The 19527-nt window shown below is 42.7% G+C and carries 25 protein-coding genes; 14 read left to right on the top strand and 11 right to left on the bottom strand.

Annotated features, from left to right (window positions below; genetic code table 11):
* Positions 1-79: 79 nt before the first annotated feature.
* The 10 genes from K4039_RS09540 to K4039_RS09495 all read left to right on the top strand — a co-directional run bounded on the left by K4039_RS09540 (position 80) and on the right by K4039_RS09495 (position 4647).
* Positions 80-718 (top strand): Panacea domain-containing protein, encoded by a 639-nt coding sequence (locus K4039_RS09540; RefSeq protein ID WP_265234926.1) that lies wholly within the window; start codon positions 80-82, stop codon positions 716-718.
* Entirely contained in the window at positions 711-1103 is a 393-nt protein-coding gene (locus K4039_RS09535) for a hypothetical protein (RefSeq protein ID WP_265234925.1), read from the top strand. Before K4039_RS09540 ends, K4039_RS09535 begins: the two co-directional genes overlap by 8 nt.
* A 126-nt stretch (positions 1104-1229) precedes the next feature.
* A complete protein-coding gene (locus tag K4039_RS09530) occupies positions 1230-1577 on the top strand; it encodes a XisI protein (protein WP_265234924.1) in 348 nt (115 codons plus the stop codon).
* Positions 1578-1695: 118 nt separating this feature from the next.
* Positions 1696-1920: a DUF433 domain-containing protein gene (locus tag K4039_RS09525; protein WP_265234922.1), complete on the top strand. Its 225-nt coding sequence runs from the start codon at positions 1696-1698 to the stop codon at positions 1918-1920.
* 118 nt (positions 1921-2038) lie between these two features.
* Positions 2039-2371 (top strand): DUF6883 domain-containing protein, encoded by a 333-nt coding sequence (locus K4039_RS09520; RefSeq protein ID WP_265234921.1) that lies wholly within the window; start codon positions 2039-2041, stop codon positions 2369-2371.
* 20 nt (positions 2372-2391) lie between these two features.
* A complete protein-coding gene (locus K4039_RS09515) occupies positions 2392-2640 on the top strand; it encodes a DUF4926 domain-containing protein (protein ID WP_265234920.1) in 249 nt (82 codons plus the stop codon).
* Positions 2641-2669: 29 nt separating this feature from the next.
* Entirely contained in the window at positions 2670-2828 is a 159-nt protein-coding gene (locus K4039_RS09510; protein WP_265234919.1) for a hypothetical protein, read from the top strand.
* Between the two features lie 18 nt (positions 2829-2846).
* Positions 2847-3008, top strand: a complete 162-nt coding sequence (locus tag K4039_RS09505; RefSeq protein WP_265234918.1) for a hypothetical protein — start codon at positions 2847-2849, stop codon at positions 3006-3008.
* Positions 3009-3080: 72 nt separating this feature from the next.
* Positions 3081-3938: a hypothetical protein gene (locus tag K4039_RS09500; RefSeq protein WP_265234917.1), complete on the top strand. Its 858-nt coding sequence runs from the start codon at positions 3081-3083 to the stop codon at positions 3936-3938.
* A gap of 157 nt (positions 3939-4095) precedes the next feature.
* A complete protein-coding gene (locus K4039_RS09495; protein ID WP_265234916.1) occupies positions 4096-4647 on the top strand; it encodes a Uma2 family endonuclease in 552 nt (183 codons plus the stop codon).
* Between the two features lie 21 nt (positions 4648-4668).
* Here the strand turns inward: K4039_RS09495 and K4039_RS09490 are convergent, their stop codons facing one another.
* The 10 genes from K4039_RS09490 to K4039_RS09445 all read right to left on the bottom strand — a co-directional run bounded on the left by K4039_RS09490 (position 4669) and on the right by K4039_RS09445 (position 14234).
* The gene (locus K4039_RS09490) at positions 4669-5436 is read right to left on the bottom strand and encodes a class II glutamine amidotransferase (RefSeq protein ID WP_265234915.1); all 768 of its coding nucleotides are present in this window, start codon (positions 5434-5436) and stop codon (positions 4669-4671) included.
* A gap of 252 nt (positions 5437-5688) precedes the next feature.
* Entirely contained in the window at positions 5689-6585 is an 897-nt protein-coding gene (locus K4039_RS09485) for a thermonuclease family protein (protein WP_265234914.1), read from the bottom strand.
* Between the two features lie 262 nt (positions 6586-6847).
* Entirely contained in the window at positions 6848-7318 is a 471-nt protein-coding gene (locus K4039_RS09480; protein ID WP_265234913.1) for an acyl carrier protein phosphodiesterase, read from the bottom strand.
* 22 nt (positions 7319-7340) lie between these two features.
* On the bottom strand, positions 7341-7595 hold the full coding sequence (locus K4039_RS09475; protein WP_265234912.1) for a hypothetical protein: 255 nt from the start codon (positions 7593-7595) through the stop codon (positions 7341-7343).
* 1158 nt (positions 7596-8753) lie between these two features.
* On the bottom strand, positions 8754-9752 hold the full coding sequence (locus K4039_RS09470) for a glycosyltransferase (protein ID WP_265234995.1): 999 nt from the start codon (positions 9750-9752) through the stop codon (positions 8754-8756).
* Positions 9753-9957: 205 nt separating this feature from the next.
* Positions 9958-11172, bottom strand: a complete 1215-nt coding sequence (locus K4039_RS09465) for a response regulator (protein WP_265234911.1) — start codon at positions 11170-11172, stop codon at positions 9958-9960.
* Between the two features lie 426 nt (positions 11173-11598).
* Entirely contained in the window at positions 11599-11829 is a 231-nt protein-coding gene (gene yidD, locus K4039_RS09460) for a membrane protein insertion efficiency factor YidD (RefSeq protein WP_265234910.1), read from the bottom strand.
* An 80-nt stretch (positions 11830-11909) separates the two neighbouring features.
* Positions 11910-12848 carry a tRNA pseudouridine(55) synthase TruB gene (gene truB, locus K4039_RS09455; RefSeq protein ID WP_265234909.1) on the bottom strand — a complete coding sequence of 313 codons (939 nt, stop codon included), beginning with the start codon at positions 12846-12848 and terminating at the stop codon, positions 11910-11912.
* Between the two features lie 434 nt (positions 12849-13282).
* Positions 13283-14017: a calcium-binding protein gene (locus K4039_RS09450; protein ID WP_265234908.1), complete on the bottom strand. Its 735-nt coding sequence runs from the start codon at positions 14015-14017 to the stop codon at positions 13283-13285.
* Positions 14018-14057: 40 nt separating this feature from the next.
* Positions 14058-14234 (bottom strand): hypothetical protein, encoded by a 177-nt coding sequence (locus tag K4039_RS09445; RefSeq protein ID WP_265234907.1) that lies wholly within the window; start codon positions 14232-14234, stop codon positions 14058-14060.
* Positions 14235-14549: 315 nt separating this feature from the next.
* On the opposite strand from K4039_RS09445, the gene K4039_RS09440 reads away from it, so the two are divergent.
* Together K4039_RS09440 and K4039_RS09435 are read left to right on the top strand one after the other, a co-directional pair.
* Positions 14550-15443, top strand: coding sequence for a hypothetical protein (locus tag K4039_RS09440; RefSeq protein WP_265234906.1), 894 nt, complete (start codon positions 14550-14552; stop codon positions 15441-15443).
* 333 nt (positions 15444-15776) lie between these two features.
* Positions 15777-16664: a pentapeptide repeat-containing protein gene (locus K4039_RS09435; protein ID WP_265234905.1), complete on the top strand. Its 888-nt coding sequence runs from the start codon at positions 15777-15779 to the stop codon at positions 16662-16664.
* Between the two features lie 93 nt (positions 16665-16757).
* Here the strand turns inward: K4039_RS09435 and K4039_RS09430 are convergent, their stop codons facing one another.
* Positions 16758-17318 (bottom strand): hypothetical protein, encoded by a 561-nt coding sequence (locus tag K4039_RS09430; protein ID WP_265234904.1) that lies wholly within the window; start codon positions 17316-17318, stop codon positions 16758-16760.
* Between the two features lie 237 nt (positions 17319-17555).
* Here K4039_RS09430 and K4039_RS09425 point away from each other — a divergent pair, with 237 nt between their 5' ends.
* Both K4039_RS09425 and K4039_RS09420 read left to right on the top strand, forming a co-directional pair.
* Positions 17556-18932: an NB-ARC domain-containing protein gene (locus tag K4039_RS09425; RefSeq protein WP_265234903.1), complete on the top strand. Its 1377-nt coding sequence runs from the start codon at positions 17556-17558 to the stop codon at positions 18930-18932.
* A gap of 61 nt (positions 18933-18993) precedes the next feature.
* Complete coding sequence (locus K4039_RS09420; RefSeq protein ID WP_265234902.1) at positions 18994-19182, top strand: type II toxin-antitoxin system HicB family antitoxin; 189 nt, start codon at positions 18994-18996, stop codon at positions 19180-19182.
* The last annotated feature ends 345 nt before the right edge of the window (positions 19183-19527 follow it).

Below are 19527 nucleotides of genomic sequence, written 5' to 3'. Positions count from 1 at the left end.
TTTGTCAAAGCACTAATGACTGACAAAGCATTATGGTTTACAATGAAATTGTACTGTGAAGCACTCTTCCAAAATGCTTATGCCCATCCAATTTCGGTTTCATCCAGAGAAAGCTATTGAAGCAGCAGCAGTGTTCTTAAAGCTGCACGATCGGCCTATGAAATATTTAGGCTTACTGAAGATGCTTTACATAGCTGACCGTATTGCATTGAAACGCATAGAGCAACCGATTACTGGCGATCGTTATGTATCTATGAATTACGGCCCCGTCCTCAGTGGTGTTTATGACCTGATTAAAGGGAATCCCATTGATAATGCCTTACCTCTCTGGTCTAAGTTCATTACCAGACCTGAACAAAATGAACATCTTGTTTCCCTGTTGAACGATCCAGGGAATGCAGATCTTTGCGAAGAAGAGGAGGAAATCATTCAAGAGGTTTATCAAGCTTTTGGGGATCTCGATCCTTTTCTGGTTGCTGAGTGGACTCATGACCTTCCAGAATGGCAAGATCCGCATGGTTCAGCCATTCCGATTGCTGTAGAGGATATTCTAAAAAATGTGGGTAAGAGTGACGAAGAAATAGGTGAAATTCAGCAATTAGCCATCCGAGAGGCATATCTAGATGGGGTTTTGATGGGTAACAGTGACGAGAAAATAGCCGAAGTTCAGCAGTCAGCCATCCGGGAGGCATATCTAGATGAGGTTTTGAATGGCTAGCATCATCATTAATTTGGGAGATGCTTTTTTGCTGGATACACCTCCTAACAGTGAACATCTATATATTGCCATTGCACAAACTTCTGAAAGCAGCTATCTCTTCGTTAACGTCACTAGCCGCAGACCTAATTCTGAAGATGCCTGTATTCTCCTACCAGGTTCTGGTGTGCCAAGCTTTATAATCCGTGAGTCTGTGATAGATTACCAATATGCTCGTGAGATGAATGCTACTGAACTAGCTCGATTAATTACGGCTGGTAGTCCTATTCCAAAAGGATCTTGTTCAGTGGCTGTTCTGGCACAAATCCAGCAGGGTGGTTTGGTTTCCAAGCGGTTGAAGAATAGGTATAAAGTCGCCCTAAAAGGTTTCTTGGGAATATCGTGAGATTTTGTTGAGCGTTTAGTTCTGGAAACCTAAAATCTAACACTCCGATCGCGAATTTATGAGTTGTGAATCTGAGGAGGACTAATGTTAGATATTGCATAAAACAGAAGTAGAGGAAATTGTGCAATGGATAAACTAATCGAGTATCCCAAACTAATTAAGCGTATTTTGACGGAGTATATAAAATTGTGCAATAATCGCTCTTCTCAACAAGAAACCGAGACCTTCTTGATTGCAGACGAGCAAAACGGTCATTACATCTGGATGAACCTGGGCTGGCCAAAGGGCGATCGCCTTACGGGAATGACAGTCTACGTTCGGATTTGCGATCGCAAATTTTGGATCGAGGAAGACTGGACAGAATATGGAATTGCAACAGATTTAGTACAAGCAGGGGTTCCCAAGGAAGACATCGTGTTAGCATTTCACGAGCCGGAAATGCGGCAATACACAGATTTTGCAGTCGCTTCCTAGCGCCTTTATGGTAAAATTAACAGAAGATGCTATAAACAATAAACTTTATTCAGATGTTTTCTATAGGACGATGCACACCGAAACTTACTAATTACCAACTATTAACTACAAATTACCCATGTCACAATTACTTGAACGAATTACAGTGAATCCCAAACAGTGCGGCGGCCGCCCATGTATTCGCGGCATGAGAATTCGAGTGTCTGATGTCTTGGATCTATTTGCAGCAGGGCTGAGTGCTGAACAAATTGTCGAGGAACTACCAGACTTGGAAATGGACGATTTGAGGGCTGCACTTGTATACGCTGCACGTAAACTGAATCATCCTGTGTTGGTTGCATGACTACTATCTGGATTGATGCACACTTATCGCCTGCGATAGCCAATTTGAATGGCAGACCAAGGAAAACAACTCCTTACTTTATCTATCAAAAGTTATACAATGCTCAAACTAGCTTGTTATGAAAATTCCGAATAGCGATCGCGCCATCATTGAACCCTTAAAGTTGACTGATTACCTACTTGATCCAGAACATAAGCGAGGTGGTACTAAAGCAAAACTACTAATTAAGTGCGGATATTCTCAAGAAAAATGGCAACAATTAGAAACAGATATTCGTAGCTGTCACCTACCTGTAGATGTTGATATCATTAAAGAAACAGCCTACGGAATCCGATATGAAATCAGTGCCGAGCTTTCTACACCTATGGGCATACAACTTCTTGTCAGAACTGTTTGGCAAATAGATACAGGTACAAATTATCCCCGTTTGATTACCTTGATTCCTGATTAACAAATTTACCAAAGAAGGCTATGAATTACGAACTTTATTCAGATGTTATCTTACTAGACGATCGCCCTGACGAAGGACTCTATGCCGGTGATATCGGTACAGTGGTAGAACAACATGACGTTGAAGGACTAGAAACAGGTTACAGCGTTGAGTTCTTTGATATGCTGGGAAACACTGTAGCAGTTGTCACTCTGCCTGGAAGTTTTTTGCGATCGCCCACGGGTGCAGACAGACCTACAGTGAGACTTGTGAATAGTTTAGCTGCGTAAGTACCGAAAGCAGTAATTTACTATGAATTATGACGGAAGAGGAAAACGAGATTTATTTGGAGATTGTTGAAGAGTTAATTTCTCGTACAAATCTGAATCCAGAAGAAGATGCGTTGCTAGAACTACTGGTCAAACTGATTGAGGATTTTGAAGACAAGCACTATCAAATTAATACCTCAACGCCATAGTCAAGGCTGCTGCATTTAATGGATGATCGGAGTCTGGAAGCAGCGGATTTAGTCGGAATTCTGGGGTCGAGTGAGGCTGTATTTGACGTAATTTGCGATCGGCTAGAAATCACTAAGCAACAAGCTGAGGTTTTGGGGACGTTTTTTCATGTCGATCCAGGGTTGTTTTTGTTTAATTAGGCGATCGCCCCAACTATTGAATCATACCGATGATACCGCAAACCATATAATTAGGGGAAATCAACAAGCAAAATGATTCAATCCATACCAAAAATATCCATCAAACCTGGATATCGCGCCCAGTCAGATGATAAAACCCCTGAAGCCGATGCAATTGATTTCTACCAATTGCGGCAACTCACCAATTCCCAACGGTGGCAAATGGCGGCAAAATTAAATCGTTGGGCAAAAACTGTTAGCTTGCGCGGGATGAAAAAAGCTTGTCCATCAACCTACCAAGAGCGATTTGCCCGATCGATCTTACGTAGCAAATGGCTGCCAATTTTAACCCCCACCAGTGAGGCCCCTATGTGGACGCAAGACCACAGCCACATCGCTAGACTGTTGCACCCAATTTTTGAAACATTAGGTATCTCTTATTATATTACAGGAGGAGTTGCCGCTTCTGTCTATGGCGACCCCAGAACAACACGCGATTTAGATTTAGTAATTGAATTGATCCGAGATAATATTTCTCAATTAGTTGCAGCACTAGAAACCGCTGGTTTTTACTGTCCTCCGGGTTCGGTAGAAGATATTCAACAGGGCCGAGGGATGGTGTTGAGTGTCACTCACATGACTTCAGTATTGAACGCTGATATTGTGCTGAATTCTCAGACTGAATTCGATCACTCAAAAATGGCAAGACGACGATTAGAAGCGCTTGACGAAGCTGGTGTAGAACAGTTTTGGATAGCTTCTCCTGAAGATATTGTGTTGGCAAAACTGTTCTGGCGGCAACAGTCTCAGTCTCAAAAACAATGGAATGATATTTTGGGAATCCTGAAAGTTCAAGCTGAGCATTTGGATCGGGGTTACTTAACGGAGTGGGCGCAACGATTGGGGTTGATTGATGATTTGAATCTAGCTTTTACTGAAGCAGGGATTTGATGCGTGAGTATTAACTCAACACGTAGCGACAGTTTCAGGGCTGACGCAGGGGCGGGCTGATTCCCGGTTTTTAGGAAAAATTTTGCGTTTAAGCAAATCAAATCTGCGATCGATCGCCTATAATCAAAAATCAGACCAGCCATAAAAAACCATCGCCATGAGCGTAATTGCAGTTAAATGGTCGATCGACGAATACCACCAAATGATCTCCTCGCGCATCTTAGAAAATCGGCGCGTCGAACTGCTGAAGGGAGAAGTTGTTGAAATGTCACCAGAAGGGGAACCCCACGCCTATTTTAGCAGCGAAGCAGGAGAATATCTGATCAGGCTGTTGGGCGATCGCGCTACCATCCGTTCAGCCAAGCCGATTACGCTTCCTAACGACTCGGAACCAGAACCCGATATTGCGATCGTACAGCGATTGGGCCGCACATATCTCGAACATCACCCCTATCCCGAAAACATTTTCTGGCTGATAGAATACTCAGATTCCACTCTCGTTAAAGATTTAGAGACGAAAACGAAAATCTACGCAGAAGTCGGAATCCCCGAATACTGGGTGGTTAACCTCAAAAGAAGACACCTGATAGTATTTCGAGATCCTCTTGATGGAGATTACACTTCCAAGCTGACGCTAACCGCCGGAACCGTTAACCCGCTAGCATTTCCCGATGTGGCTGTGTCGGTAAGTGCGATCGTTAGCACTTGATTTTCCTTGTAAATTCCGCCTTCAAATCACAGGTAAACCGTCCTGAAATACCAGCAATTCTCCCGGTTGAATTTGCGTCCAAACTTCATCATCAGTCAGCGGAAAAGTAGCAATAACCGCCACGCGATCGCCCTCCTGTGTCAGTTCCCGGAAATCCACAGTTACATCTTCATCGATCGAGTGCGCCCTAGCAAAAGGTGCTTGTCGCACAATATAATGCAGATTAGTAGAACAATGTACAAATAAGTGTTCCCCATCAGAAAGTAAATAATTCAAAATTCCGTGCGCTGCTAAAGTTTTAGTAATTTCGTTTAAAACCTTGTAAATTTCCGTCAAAGCAGGCTTATTATGAGGGAAACTTTCTCGCAACCTTTCTAATATCAAACAAAAAGCTTTTTCGCTGTCAGTATTGCCTACAGGCTTGTAAAATCCGGAACTTTCAGGATGAAAATTTTCCAGATTTCCGTTATGAGCAAACACCCAATAGCGCCCCCAAAGTTCTCGGATAAAAGGGTGGCAATTTTCCAGAGCAATTTCGCCTTGGGTAGCTTTGCGGATGTGAGCAATCACGTTAGTTGAGTGAATGGGATAGCGCCGCACAACTTCCGCAACCGGAGAAGCAACCGCAGGTTTTGAGTCGATAAACAGGCGGCATCCCAAACCTTCAAAAAAAGCAATTCCCCAACCGTCTTGATGAAAGTCTGTTTTGCCACCCCTTGCAGAAAAACCTTCAAAAGAAAAGCAAATATCTGTTGGAACATTGCAGTTCATTCCCAGTAATTGGCACATAGCTTTTAAATCTCTGGAGTTTGGATAGATGTCGCAGCTATTGGCAGCTACAGATTTTTGATGATACCATTATAGTATGAATTAATTGAGCATGATAAAAAAATATAATCAATGTGCTTTTCTTGTCCCCCCCTTTTTAAGGGGTGTGCCAGGGAGATCGGTCTTAAGTGAACCGTATTTTATCATAGCCCAAGAGAAGGCGATGCTTTCTGAGGATTGCTCTCTCTTGGCTTAATTAACTTCATTTTTAATTCAAGTTTCTGGGGGAAAGTCAGAAAACTGTTTGATACTCTTCAAAATTATTTGAGGCTTGCTTTTGTACTGTTCAACCTTGCCACTGATATACACATAACCGCGTCCTTGACCAGCATAACGTTTCTCAATCAATCGCTTCAAAGGAGCCATTTCATCAGTTTCGGCATCCGGTATCCACAAATCTAATTTATGATAAACTGAACCAGCATAAATCAGGGCATTTCCACCGATCCATTTATTAATCCCAGCCTGCAAGTCGCAGAAAATAGTAATAGATTTAGCCTGCTCGGAAGCCGCTAAGATTTTCGGGTAGTGCAATCTCACAGACAGGACTCCGGTGGTTACTTCCGACAAGCGAAAATCTTCAACAATGGAGCCGCGCATCGACCACCAAGGAAGCAAGTTTGCATAGTTGCGAGAGGGAATTTTGGCATTAGTAATCGGATTCCAAATCATCAGATTGTAAGCTTTTGCGGCGGATTCTGCCTGAGTCATTGGTCGGTGATACAATCGGGATCGCCCGTATTTCACAAAGTACGGACTCCAGCCTTCTTCAATTAGTTTAAGATTGTAATTTTCTCCATCTTTGTGTATGTAACAGAGGATGCGTCCGTAGTTGTCGCGGTGTTTTAAGAGTGCAACTTCAACCGCATCGTCTGTATCAAATTCAATATCAACTTTAGCTAGTCCACCATCTGCTGTCGCGAAGTATTGTTTAGCCATTTCCGAAGCTGCTTTCCCCGCCGCGGTTACAGGTTTTGAAGTGTTGGAGTAACTTTCTTCTGTATCGACGCAAATCAGTCGCAATGACTCGGTTTTGCCGTTAAGAGCAACTTTGACAGTATCGCCATCAACTACTTGAGTTATTTGCAGGTTCGGAATTCTGGTTGCCATATTTCGCAGCCTGTTAGACTTGAGATTTCATTCACATATTGGCTAAAGTGTACATGAGTTTGGTGCTGAATGCAATTTCTTAGGAGTGAGACCTTCTGTTGGCTACTGGATATATAGCACAATACGGTTCAGTTAATATTTTTTTGTCCGAATAGAGCGTCTTCTGGAAGCAATTGCAGTGTCTATTTTTCACAGAGATTTCTCAACCGGACTCTCTTGTATGAACCGTATTGATATCTAGCATTCTGTGCAACCTTACCGATTAGTGTTGGTATTTTTGATATTGATTTTTGCAAGTTGCTGCGTAATTTATCAAGTCTGGGAAAAAAGCCCTAAAATCTGATTCAAGCTGCTGATAATTAACTGTTAAATCTTCTAGGCCATCTGCTAAGTTATTAGTCCAGTTGATTCTTGCCGATATTCTCTTGAGAGCATGATCTATTCCGTCAATTTCCTTGTAGGAGTCGAGCCAGTCATAGGCAATTATTTTTGGTAGCACTTCCTGAAGCGATTCGGGCAATATATCGCGGTTGTCTTGCAATACTTTGTACGCATTACGCGAAAACTCGCGGAGGGGAACTTGTGAATATTCCAGCCAATTTTTAGCTAAGAAGTGGTCATAAAATACGTCTACCAACACTCCGGCAAATCTGCGTCTATCGGCGCAAACAAGGCTTGTACTCGATCGCACTACTGCATGAGAGTCGGTGTAGATATCTACTTTTCGGTGCAAATCGATGCCGTTTCGGCGTTGCTTAATCAGGGTATGAAAAAGAACTAGGCAAAAATCCAGAAGTTTTGTGGAAAATGGTTTTTATGATTTGCATATTTAGCCGTTCATACCGTAAATCAGCAACGCCGCCGTTTCTAATGTCCTCGGAATAAAGATTGACTGCCGAACCCTTGACAAAATCGCCTAAGAGGTTGCCAATCAGCGATGCTGGCGTACCGTCTGATAAGAATAGATGAGCTAAATAATTCATTGCTACATTAAACAGATATAATACCATTTTTGAAACATGATGCAACTGTATTTGTAGGGTGTGTTGCTCTCTTCTCTTTAAATGCCTATTTAATCGACTTACATGAGAAGTGCTCAATCCATATCCAAGGAGTGAGTTTGTTAGCTAATATTCTTATTAGTAACTTCATTTTTTTTCATAAATTTGATTATCTGATTTTCTATAACCTTCGAGTTGAGGTATGGTGCGAAAACGCTTGAATATTTGATATTTTGAACCTTTTTTTTTCGTCTATTATTTTACAGAAATTTACCTCGAAAGAACCTACAATATATAGCCTTTTTCAGAAAGATTAGGTACGCTTCCGGCATAGGGCATAGGGCTATCCTCACTTTTTTGAGAACCGCTATAAGTATCCGCTCAATAAATCGGGGTAGACTACCGTGTCGGGAAGGTTTTTGCGATGTTTGAGGCTCGTCAGTGAGCGATTTTCCCCGATTTATTGAGTGGATACAAAATTTGTATATATTAACACGCCAAATACTATGATCGAAGGTTAACAAGTTAAAATTAGTTAATACCATTTTGACAAAAAATTGCTACACAATAAATGTTGTGTTTGTTTACAATGACCCTGCTCTGGCGGTAATATTGATATTAACACAAATTTTTTCATTCCTAAGCAAAATAGCGACATCCGCGCCAACGCAATCCGAGGCCAAGGCGGAAATATTATCATTAACGCACAAGGTATTTTTCGCTCGACTGACAGCGACATCGACGCCAGTTCAGAATTAGGAATTAACGGCAATGTCGAACTTAGAACTCCCAATACTGACCCCGTAAAAGGATTAAATCAGCCAGAAACCACCCGATTTCCCCCGCCGCCGGCGCGAGGCTGTCAAACTACCGGCCAAAGGACAAGTCGGTTTGTCATCACCGGGCGCGGCGGTTTACCACCGAGTCCCAGGGAACGAGTCAGCAGCAGCAACGATAATTTTGATGTCGTCAAGCCGCTGGTTGAGGCTCAAGGCTGGATAATTAACGCTAAGGGCGAGATTGAATTGGTAACAAATTCGGCGGTAGTTGTGCCTTACAGTCCTGGGGGAGCGCCACCAATTTGTAATTAATATCAATTAATCAACAAAATTCGTAAAGTTCGTAGTGAGGAATGCAAGTCTTTTTTTCCGATGACTAAAGTCCTCACTACAAACTATTTTGATTGTGGCTGCTGAGAATAATCCACTGCATTAACTGCTGCCACTCGGGAGATTGAGTTAATAAATCTGCATCCAATTCATTGCCTGCATCCTGCGAAAATTCGGCGAAACATTCCGCCCAATCAATTACTGTTTCCACAGGCAAATAAGGCGTATAATTCCAAGAACGCTGCAAAAATTCGGCCATCTCAACGGAATGACCGGTGCGGTGCAAATACCAAGCAATCCAAACTAAGGTACTGTACTTGATTTGCTTTTCCAACAAACGTATTTTATCGGGCAATTCGGGGCGGGCAAAAAAACTGTCTATGACTGCCGCCAGGGATTTAGCTTGCGGTAAACCTTTGTACATGGCGCTTTGTTCGTGCTGGCGGTAGCAAACTGTTATTTGCCGCAGCCACTCTGTTTCGCATCCCATTAAGGCTAAACGCAGCACTAAATCTGTATCTTCCGCCGGGGGAAATCGAGGGTCAAATCCGCCGGCTCGCTCTAACCAATGGCGGCGAAATACCATCGCGCTGGGTAATACTGGTTTCCACCGCAGCCACATTTCTAAGTCTAATTTAGGGACGTTTTTCCAGGGTGTGACATCTTTGATTGGTTCGCCTATACTGTTGACTTGACGCCAGCCACTGTGGACTATTCCTAAATTTGGTTGCGCTGCAAATACAGCGATTTGTGCTGCTATTTTGTCTGGTAAGAAGTAGTCATCTGCATCGAGAAAGGCGATGAATTCTCCTCGCGCTAGCTCGATGCCGCGATTTCGGGCAATGGAAACTCCTTGATTTTGTTGGTAAATGTAGCGAATTCGATCGCCATATTGCTCTAAAACTAATCTGGTGTCGTCTCGGGAACCGTCGTCTACGACAATAATTTCCCAGTCAGTATAGGTTTGGCGCAGCACGCTATCAACGGCTTGGCCGACGTAAGCAGCGCAGTTGTAAGCCGGAATCACCACGCTTACCTGCGGAGTTCGATCGCTCATCATGAATATCCAGTCCGAAGGATTATAATCTATACAGGCTGGGCGGATTTACTAAAATCCTGGCTGTGAAATCCAGAAAAATTATGCACTCGCCCCTCAAAGATTTATTGATTAAATCCAGTTGCGTCTTGATTATACAATACGTCTAAGGTGCGTCAGAGACTGACGCACCGGATAAGCGATGCTTTTTGAGCATAAATTTGGTTCAAGAATTTGCCCAAGTAAGTTGGCGCGAATTCAGTAAATCGTGGGGGCGAATTCCTAAAGGACTGGGATCGCCTTTTACCTTCAAATACTTGTCAGCTATTTGCAAAACCTGTTCGGGATTGGGTGGCTTGGTCAAAAAATCGGAAGCACCTGTAAGTTTCGCTCGCGTGCGATCGATTATACTGTCTTGACCAGTCAAAAATACGATCGGAGTTTCCCGAAAACTCGGTGTTTTCCGCAAAAAATTGCACAAAGCAAAACCACTTGTCTTCGGCATCACCACGTCCATAAAAATTAAAGCAGGCTTCTGTTTGGCGATGATGCCCACTCCATCCATCGGATCTTGAATTTTTAGGACTCGATACCCCGCCGGCAATAAAATTTGCTGTAAAAATTCGCATACTGTCGGACTGTCATCGATACAGGCAATCAAAGGGCGCACCCGCCCATTCATCGCCGCAGCAAGGCGCCACTGTTCTATAGGCGACGGTAAGTCTGGTACTGTTCGGAAATTTACTAAACCCTGCTTCATGTAATTAACTAAAGCGCGAGTTGCGACGGTGACGCACTGTTTTTTCTTAAATGCAATATCCCAAAGAGTATTCTCGCCGTTAAATACGTTACCCAAAGCTATCAAAGAACTAGAGCTAAATCGATTTTCCTGTAACTTGGCCGACGCTTTTAAAAGCGGTGCTTGTTCAGGATCTACCAGCCACAAACCCATTCCTTTCCACTTCTGCCAAATTTGTTCTGTAGAACACAGAATTTTTTCTACTTCCGTTACAGACAGCAGCAAAGAAGAGATAATTTTAGAAAAATATTTTTCCGACGGACGCCATTCCCGACGTAAACCCGATTGACCGATCAGAGCAAAGAAAACTTCCGAAACGCTGCTGTGGACGATCGCCTTAGCTTGTTGCAAACTCATTTCGCTGGCTGCCAGCCCTTGCTGAATCAGTTGATATTCCCATAGTTCCCCAGCATCGAGGTCTCTGAGATCCACTTGAAAGTTGCGACAGTGTTGCCCAACAGCCCTGTACCAGCGCCTCGCCCTATGCGCTCCTCCTGTCGCATAAACCAAACTACCCTGGAAAAAGTAAAGTTGCCACTGTTGTTCGCCTTGCTCTAACAGCAGTTTTCCCGTTGCTTGTTTCTGGCTGAGCACTGCCAGAGTATGAGATAGCATTTTGTACCCGATTGCGGTAGCAGACATATCAACTCGCATCCCCTGTACTCCTGTTTCTCCTATTATATAGATGCTGAGTTGTGGAATAAAACAGTAATATTACTGAATTTTGCTCAAAAAAACACACTTTATGCTGCGAGTGCAACCCCATCAGGTACTGATACAATTTCTCCAAAATAATGCAGCCATAGGTAGGCTGAAAACCCTTAATTCATCAGTTATTCCCAAATTTCAAATCTGAAATCTGAAATCTCAAATGGTACGATACCCCTCAGGAGTTTTAGCCATCAGGATGCAGCGCCTATTTGCACTAAGCTGTCGCGTATTTAAATTAAATATTCGGTACGGCGTCGGAGCAACGTACCACAAGAGTGTTTGATTGATTTTTCACACACAATTTAAATGTAGAACAGCTTATTAATTAATAACTAAAATCCTGCGTCTCACTAATAGCTAATTCTCTTCGCTATCTTTGGGAGGTACGGGATCGTAACCCCCAGGATGAAAAGGATGACAGCGCAAAATTCGCTGCACTGCCACCCGGCCACCGCGGGCCACCCCAAATCTTTCTATGGCTTCGATCGCGTATTGCGAACAAGTTGGCTGAAATCTACAGGCGTTAGGCAAATAAGGAGAAATACCCATTTTGTAGCCTCGAATTAATCCGATCAGCAATACTTTCACAATTTTCACCTCAGCGCTTGATTAGATTAATCGCAAAATCTTGTTCTGTCCACCTATTTTTATTGTTGCCTCTTGGATAGCTAAAACACAATTTGAGGAGACAATATGGTACTTGTTTCGGAGTTTGCTACTTGACCGATACCTAAAAAATTACCATCTCGATCGTAAACTTGCAAGGGATAGGGAGATTCGGGTATTAAGTTTTCCGGGGGATTGTTGCTACTTTCCTCGGCTGCTATCGCCGTTTCGGGAATCGGGAGGCGCTGTCCTTGAAACCAGCGTTTGGTATATTCAGGAGAAAGGACGATCGCACCTAAGTGTCCCAAAACCGCTGATGGCAAAATCGGGCTGAATGTATTCTCCTTTAATTGTAGTTCTAATTCTTCAAAACTGAGACTTTTGTCGATCGAGAAACCACTGCTTTCGGTGCGAGTCAAACCAGCCAAAGTACCGCCTGTATTCAACAGTGCGCCCAAGTCTCGCGCGATCGCCCGAATGTAAGTACCTGCCCCACAGGCGATCGACAAATCCAATTCGGGAAAATCCCCCGGCCGCCAATCCAAGATATCCAGCCGAAACACCTCAACATTCCTAGCCGCAACTTCCACAGTTTCGCCTTTTCTGGCTAACTCATAAAGCCGTTTTCCTCCCACCTGAACCGCACTAAAACTAGGCGGAAATTGCTCGATTTTGCCGATAAAATTCGGCAGTGCAGCTTGAACTTGTTCTAAACTTAACTCCGGCACTGGTTGAGAATGCAGGATTTCTCCTTCTAAATCGTCCGTAGCGGTAGTCAAGCCAAACCGAATCGTACCTTGGTAAGCTTTGTGGTGTTGGAGGAATTGCAGCAGTCTGGTTGCTCTTCCCAGGGCGATCGGCAAAACGCCAGTCACAGCAGGATCGAGGGTTCCTCCGTGTCCGACTCGTTTGAGTTTCAATATTCGGCGCACTCGCCCCACGCAGTCGTGAGATGTCATGCCCGCAGGTTTGTTGAGATTGAGAAAACCGTCAATAGTCATTAGTTATTAGTCAGTAGTCATTAGTCAGTAGTCATTTTAGCCTGAGCGACTTGTGAGTCAGCGTAGCTGAAGCAAGCCGAAGGCTAGTCATTTTAGCCTGAGCGAAGCCGAAGGCTAGTCATCAATCATTTTAGCCTGAGCGACTTGTGAGCCAGCAAGCCGAAGGCTAGTCATCAATCATTAGTCATCAATCATTAGTTATTAGTCATTAATCATTAGTTATTAGTCAGAATGAAGTTCGGCAACTGATTTTTTAACACATTTAAGGGATAGATGGAAGAAGGTAGAAGGAATCTGAAAACTTTTGAGAGATATTTGTTACTGACAACGCGCAAGCCTTGCCTGAGTTGAAAACTTTAACATTAAAAACTTAAGACTCAAAAGTACCCGCAAGCTCAATTCCCAATTACCGATTCCCAATTACCGATTCCCAATTAAAAAATAAAGTCTGTCCGAGAGATAGTAACTCCCAATACAGTAGCCAGAGTTTCCTTGGTACTTGTAAGCTGAACAATGGTACTCGGAACAGTTCCAGATCCAGCGGAAATATTGAGTTGGTCAAATGTGAGGCCGGCACTCAAGCGAATTTTATCCGTACCAACAGTAAAATCGGTAATCACATCGCTATCTGCCGATCGCCCGATCGAAAAAGTATCATTTCCAGCGCCACCAGTTAAAGTATCTCTGCCGCGATCGCCCGATAAACAATCATCGCCAGCACCGCCAAACAGCGAATCATCGCCAGCACCGCCAAAAAACGTATCATTGCCGGCACCACCCAACAAAGTATCGCTGTCTTGGTTGCCAAACAGCAAATCATTGCCATCATCGCCGCTTACCGAGTCAGCACCTTTGCCGCCGTAGAAAGTATCGTCGCCCGCGCCGCCCAAAACGCTGTCGCGCCCTGCACCACCGAACAGCAAATCATTACCAGCGTCGCCCAGGATTGAGTCGTCGCCGTCGCCGCCGTAGAGACTATCGTTTCCCCCCAAACCTAAAATGCTGTCAGGGCCTCCCAAACCGAAGATCAAGTCAGCGCCAGCAGTACCGCTGAGGGAGTCTGGGCCGCTGGTGCCATTGCGAGGGGTAGCAGAGCCTCCCGGCCTAGTACCCGCGCTGGTTGGGGTTGGGGTTGTGATGATGATAATGTTGGGTACTGCTGATGGCATGATTTGGCACAGTGGTAGAAATTTGCCATTCTAACTTAGCTTAAAAGCCGGAGTTATCAGCTAGCCAACCGCCCAAATGAGAAATATCGATCGCACCTGCGACAGCATAAGATTCGCACAAAAAGCCCTGCACGGTGGAGCAATCCTCGAACATTAGCGTACTGATTCCCAGCGGCGACTTAATTTGAGCGACAAATCGGCGATCGACAATTCCCAAACTTCCACCTTGGTAAAAGCAACGGGAACCCGTCTCTAGCCTGCGGTATCGGTATCCTGAGCATTTTGGGTGCGATCGGTCTTCTTGTGTTATTGGAGGGTGGATTGGGCGATCGGTATTTGATTATTAACAGATGTAGGGTGCGTCACCTGCGTTAATAGATAGTTTTGGCAAAGATTGGTAAGGTGACGCACCCTGCTACTACGGCTAACTTGAAATTTCAGCCATAGTTCTTCATCCCGAAGTATGATAGACTTAATGTATCAAAAAGTCCTTAAATACTACGCTAAATATAGTGTTTAAAAAGTGATATTCATGTTAAAAAGAATAAAAATCATTACTCTTTCAACTTTTATGGCGTTAGGAACAGCTACGCTAGGTTCTACTGCACCTCTCCCTAGTCCTAATAATCAAGGGGATTATACGGGAAGAGCTTATCATACTTATTGGGAAGTAGTAGATCCAGACCCAAAGGGGTTAAATTGTCGTATGAATTCTTCTTTTGAAGAATTTATGCGTGTTGACAACCGCACTCCATTTGATGTTTTTAATTGGTCTGTAGTTGGTGTTTTAAAACAGGGACAGCGTTTTGAAAGCTTTCCTGGAAATGCTGGTGTTACTTTCCGGGATACCAGGCGTTTACCCTGGCTTTTTGTAGGCAAAAGCTACGCTGCTGGTGCGGCGCAAGGTTGTTTTATTCGCGCTAACAGTCAATTTGTCAAACCAATACAGATGTCACAGACTCGCGTACAACCCCAAACGAATCAACCGCTAGCAAGTTCCACAGCACTACCGATGAAGCTTGGTTTTGACGAAGGATTTGGCTCAATTGTAGTACCAGAAAGCGATACCACAGCATCGGCCTATGGAGGACGCTTAAGGCGATATGATGTTCACATTGCCAAAATGTTTGAAGTCACCCACTTCATGTGTCAATCGCGGAATGTAACACCCGGTCTTACATGGAATTACGAGGCTGGGGGTGGCACGATTAATATGGGAAGTTTTGTAATAACCTGCCGACTTGCTAATCAAATAGCTAGTGCCTATGGTTTAGGTAAATCAGAACCTACGAATATTACTTTTTCGGCTGGTGAAATCGGTCGCCCTAATGTCAGAAGTTTCAACGTTCCCATCCTAGATATTACAGGTGATAAAGTACCACGCTGGGTGATTTTTGTGCAGGGATTTCAGCCAGTGAGGAGGTAGGGCGATCAATCGCAATGGAAGGAGTTGTTGGCAAGTATGTTGAACAATGTGGTGCTGGGACAAACTTAGTGCTTTTAGATGCAGATGTTGCCAAGCTTTTCCCCATGATGTAGCAGTGAATGAGGCATTGAGGATGTTAATTCAGATTGCACAGCGCCAGCAATTAAATACTGTGGTACAGTAAACGGAATAAAAATGATTGGTGAGGTGCGATCGCAATTCGCAAAAATGTGAGTAATCAGCTAGTAATTTTGATTTTCAAGTATAATAGAGTTCATGTATCAGACAATCTGTCTTAATTTATGTCAAACCATCTGTGGGAATAAAAATATCATGCTACCTAAAATTACAATTGCTCAAAAGTTAACGACCAAGTTTTTAATTGTCATATTTTTATGTTTTGGAATCCTCTTGATGCACTCTGAACCAGTCAGAGCAGAAGGAAGTCTATCTAATGTTAGCAAAAAAACAGATTGCTTTTTAGTTCTAGGAGGAAGCTGTGATAAAGAAGCGACAACCAATACATCCTCCTCTGAAACCGAGATTAAACCAGGCGCTAACCTGAGTGGAAAAAACCTACAAGGTGTTAATCTGCATAATGCTGATTTGAGAAGATCGGATTTGAGTGGTGCAAATTTAACTGGAGTAGACTTGAATGGTGCTGAGTTAAGTGAGGTTAAAATCAGCAGAATCAAAAACCCGGGCAACTTAGATTTTCAGGGATTTGATTGGAGTAAAATTAGGTTGAGCAAGGAAGATTCTCTCAAGATATTTACAGCCAACTTAAGCAAGCAAGATTTAGTCAATTTCATCAAAGCTGACCCTAATGGCTTGGATTTCAGCGGATTGGACTGGAAGAAAGTTAAGTTAAGTCCTAAAGATGTAGTGAATTTGGTTAGCTTGAAGCTAAATCAGCAGGATTTAATTAACTTAATCAAAAGCGATTCTAATCAGCTAAATCTTAGTAAGGAAGAATTACTAGGGTTAGTCCAGCTAAACTTAAATAACAGCAGTTTATGGCGAGGTTCTAAGCTAAGTAGTCAAGACCTACTAAATTTACTACCAAACAGTTTGAGTGGAGTAGACTTAAGCGGGGTTGACTTACAAAAAGCAAACTTTACTGGTAGCAACCTACAGCAAGCTAACCTAAGTGGTGCAGACTTGAGAAAAGCAAATCTTAACGGTGCAAAAATGCCTGATGGTACTCTCTATCGACGTTAGTTTTGCTTAGTAGAGCGCGTCACCTGCTATAATCGCTCTGTTTGATCGAAAATTAATCTAAAGGTGACGCATCGTACTAATACTGGTTATTGCTTACTCTTCATTCATCATTGATTGGTAATCACTGAGATCAACTCGAACCATTTCGCATTGTTTTTTGGCATAAGTTGTACAAGAAACGCAAGAATTGAGACTTCTAGCTGCTGCTCCTAATGTTATGTTATATGGCATGGGCAGAGCTTCCGTAATCTCAACTAACTTTTCGGCTTGACTTTGGTATTCTCGCATTTTGTCACCGCACTGTCTTAATTTTTCGAGATTTTCGCGATTTCTCAAAGGTTCCATATTTCTGCCCGCTTCTTCTAGCTGACTTATATCATTGTAGATTTTTTCAAGATTGTAAGTATTAGGAACTGTAGCACTTGTACCGACAACAGGTTGGGTGGCTGAGATGTCTCCTGGGTGGGAAAACAATAAAGTTGGTAATAATACTATTGAAATTAGTGCCTTATCAACCCCCATCAATAACCCCCTCGCTAGCTTAAACGGCGATAAAGCAATACCTACAATTCCCAAAATGACACTGAAAATCCAAGAGAAGAAAGTTGATACCAAGTGAAAAATAAAACTTGGTATCGCAAATAAAAAGTCCATAATACATAACCCCTAACTATTCAAACTAATTTACCTAAACTATTGAGAAAGCAATTGTGGTGGATTCTCTCAGTTATTCTGCAATATTTAAATGAAATGTGACAACTCAAAATGGTAGGATTTAGTACACAATTTTTATAATTATACTGAACCAATTTAGTATAGATTAGTATAATTCAGTTGACAAAGTAGGATTTGGTATAATATAATACCCTCAATATCTCTTTGTATATACCCATGAAGAATGTTGAAGATGTTGTACAATGGGCTAATAATTTGATTGTTGATAAAACTGGAGAACATCTTACACCCATAGAGGAAGCAATACTGACGGGTGTTTGGCAAAAGCAAAAATATCCTCAAATAGCTAAAGATTTTCATTGTAGTGAATCTCACGTTAAAAAAGAAGCTGCGAAGTTATGGGAAAAGTTGCGTGAGGAATTAGGAGAAGACCTTAATAAATTAAATTTTCGTTCTAAGTTAGAGAAAAAGCATCGGGTTTCTCAAGGATCTAATTTTGGTTACTGCGTACAAATTAATGAGGGAAGTATTAATATTTGTGGTGAATGTTTACATCCTTTGAACGATTTACAAAACCGATCGCCCTTTCCGCCAGATTCTCCCCAAAACAAAGCCCATACCCGCATAATCGACTTAACAGACGCGCCCGACATCCCTTACAACAACGATCGCACATCCGAACTCACCACCCTCAAACAATGGATATTAGAAGCCCACACCCGCTTAATCACCATATACGGCTTAAGTGAAATCGGCAAAAGCGCGATCGCCCTCCAACTCATCCAACAAACTCAAACCGAATTTGATTACATTATTTGGCGGAGTCTCAGCAACACTCCCACACTCTCAACCCTCCAAACCGAACTCAAGCAAGTTTTTTCACGATCGCAACCAACCCCATTACCAACAATCCTTGATTATTTTCGATCCCATCGTTGTTTAGTAATACTTGATGACCTACATAATATATTTAGCAGCGGTCAAATAGCAGGCGAATATTTACCAGAATATAAAGATTATGGCAAATTTTTCAAACAAATTGCCACATCATCTCACCAGAGTTGCTTAATTCTCCTAAGTTGGGAAAAACCCAGAGATATCACAACTTTAGAAGGAGAAAACCGACCAACTCGCACCTTACACCTCAAAGGCTTAGGAGAACAAGCCGGAGAAATATTGGAAGAAAAAGGATTAACCCATGAGGAAAAATGGTCAGAATTAATCACCCTTTATCAAAGTCATCCTTCCTGGTTAAACATCATAGCTTCCACAATTGTAGAATTATTTGACGGGAATGTATCCCGGTTTTTAGCCGAAGGAAATGATATCTATTTAGGGGACATAGAACCGCTTTTAGAATCTCAACTAGAGCGTTTATCGGAATCAGAAAAAAAGGTGAGCCAATGGTTAGCAAGTCAAGATGACGCGGTTGATATTTCCCAACCACCAGCCGATCGCGAATTATCCCACTCAGAATTTTGGCAAGCCATACAATCCTTGATCCGACGCGGTTTAGTCGAAAAAATGCAGGTGGAAGGGCGATCGCTCTTTTTCCTCAATCCCGTATTCAAAGCATACATTCAGTGCAGGTGAAATCTTATATAATTTATGAGAGATTACATTTCTTACATTTAACGGATAGAAAGCGAATCTTATGAAAACCTTTACCGCTATTATCGAAAAAGATTCTGATACCAAGCTTTACGTTGGTTATATTCCTGGATTTCCTGGGGCGCATTCTCAGGGAGAAACCTTGGATGAGTTACACGAGAATCTGCGTGAGGTAATTGAGATGCTCCTAGAAGATGATACTCTCGTCATTAGCAGCAAAGGCAAAACGTGAGGCTAAAGCATGATTTTTTGATCGCACTTCTCAAATTTTACCTCAACGATCGCATAAAAGCATTCACCGCATCATATTGATCCGCCATTCGCGAATAAAACTCGATCGCAAGGACTTACCCATCAGACCAAAGAAACCGGGTTTTTTAGCTAATCTGTGGACGACAACGAATAATTTCGGAAAAAACCCGGTTTCTCATCACCCGCGCGTAAGTCATAATACAAACACATAATTTTTCCCCAAACAAAAAGCGCCCCTATTTCTAGGAGCGCTTTTTGTCAATCTCAGGTTAAAAATTAACCGTTGATGGAAGGAGCAACCAAAGCAACTGGAATTGTTTCACCA

It is taken from the genome of Lyngbya sp. CCAP 1446/10 (assembly GCF_026130175.1).
Taxonomy (GTDB): Bacteria; Cyanobacteriota; Cyanobacteriia; order Cyanobacteriales; family Microcoleaceae; genus Microcoleus.
Note: the sequence above shows the minus strand (reverse complement) of the source record. Positions and strands in the feature narration are given on the sequence as shown.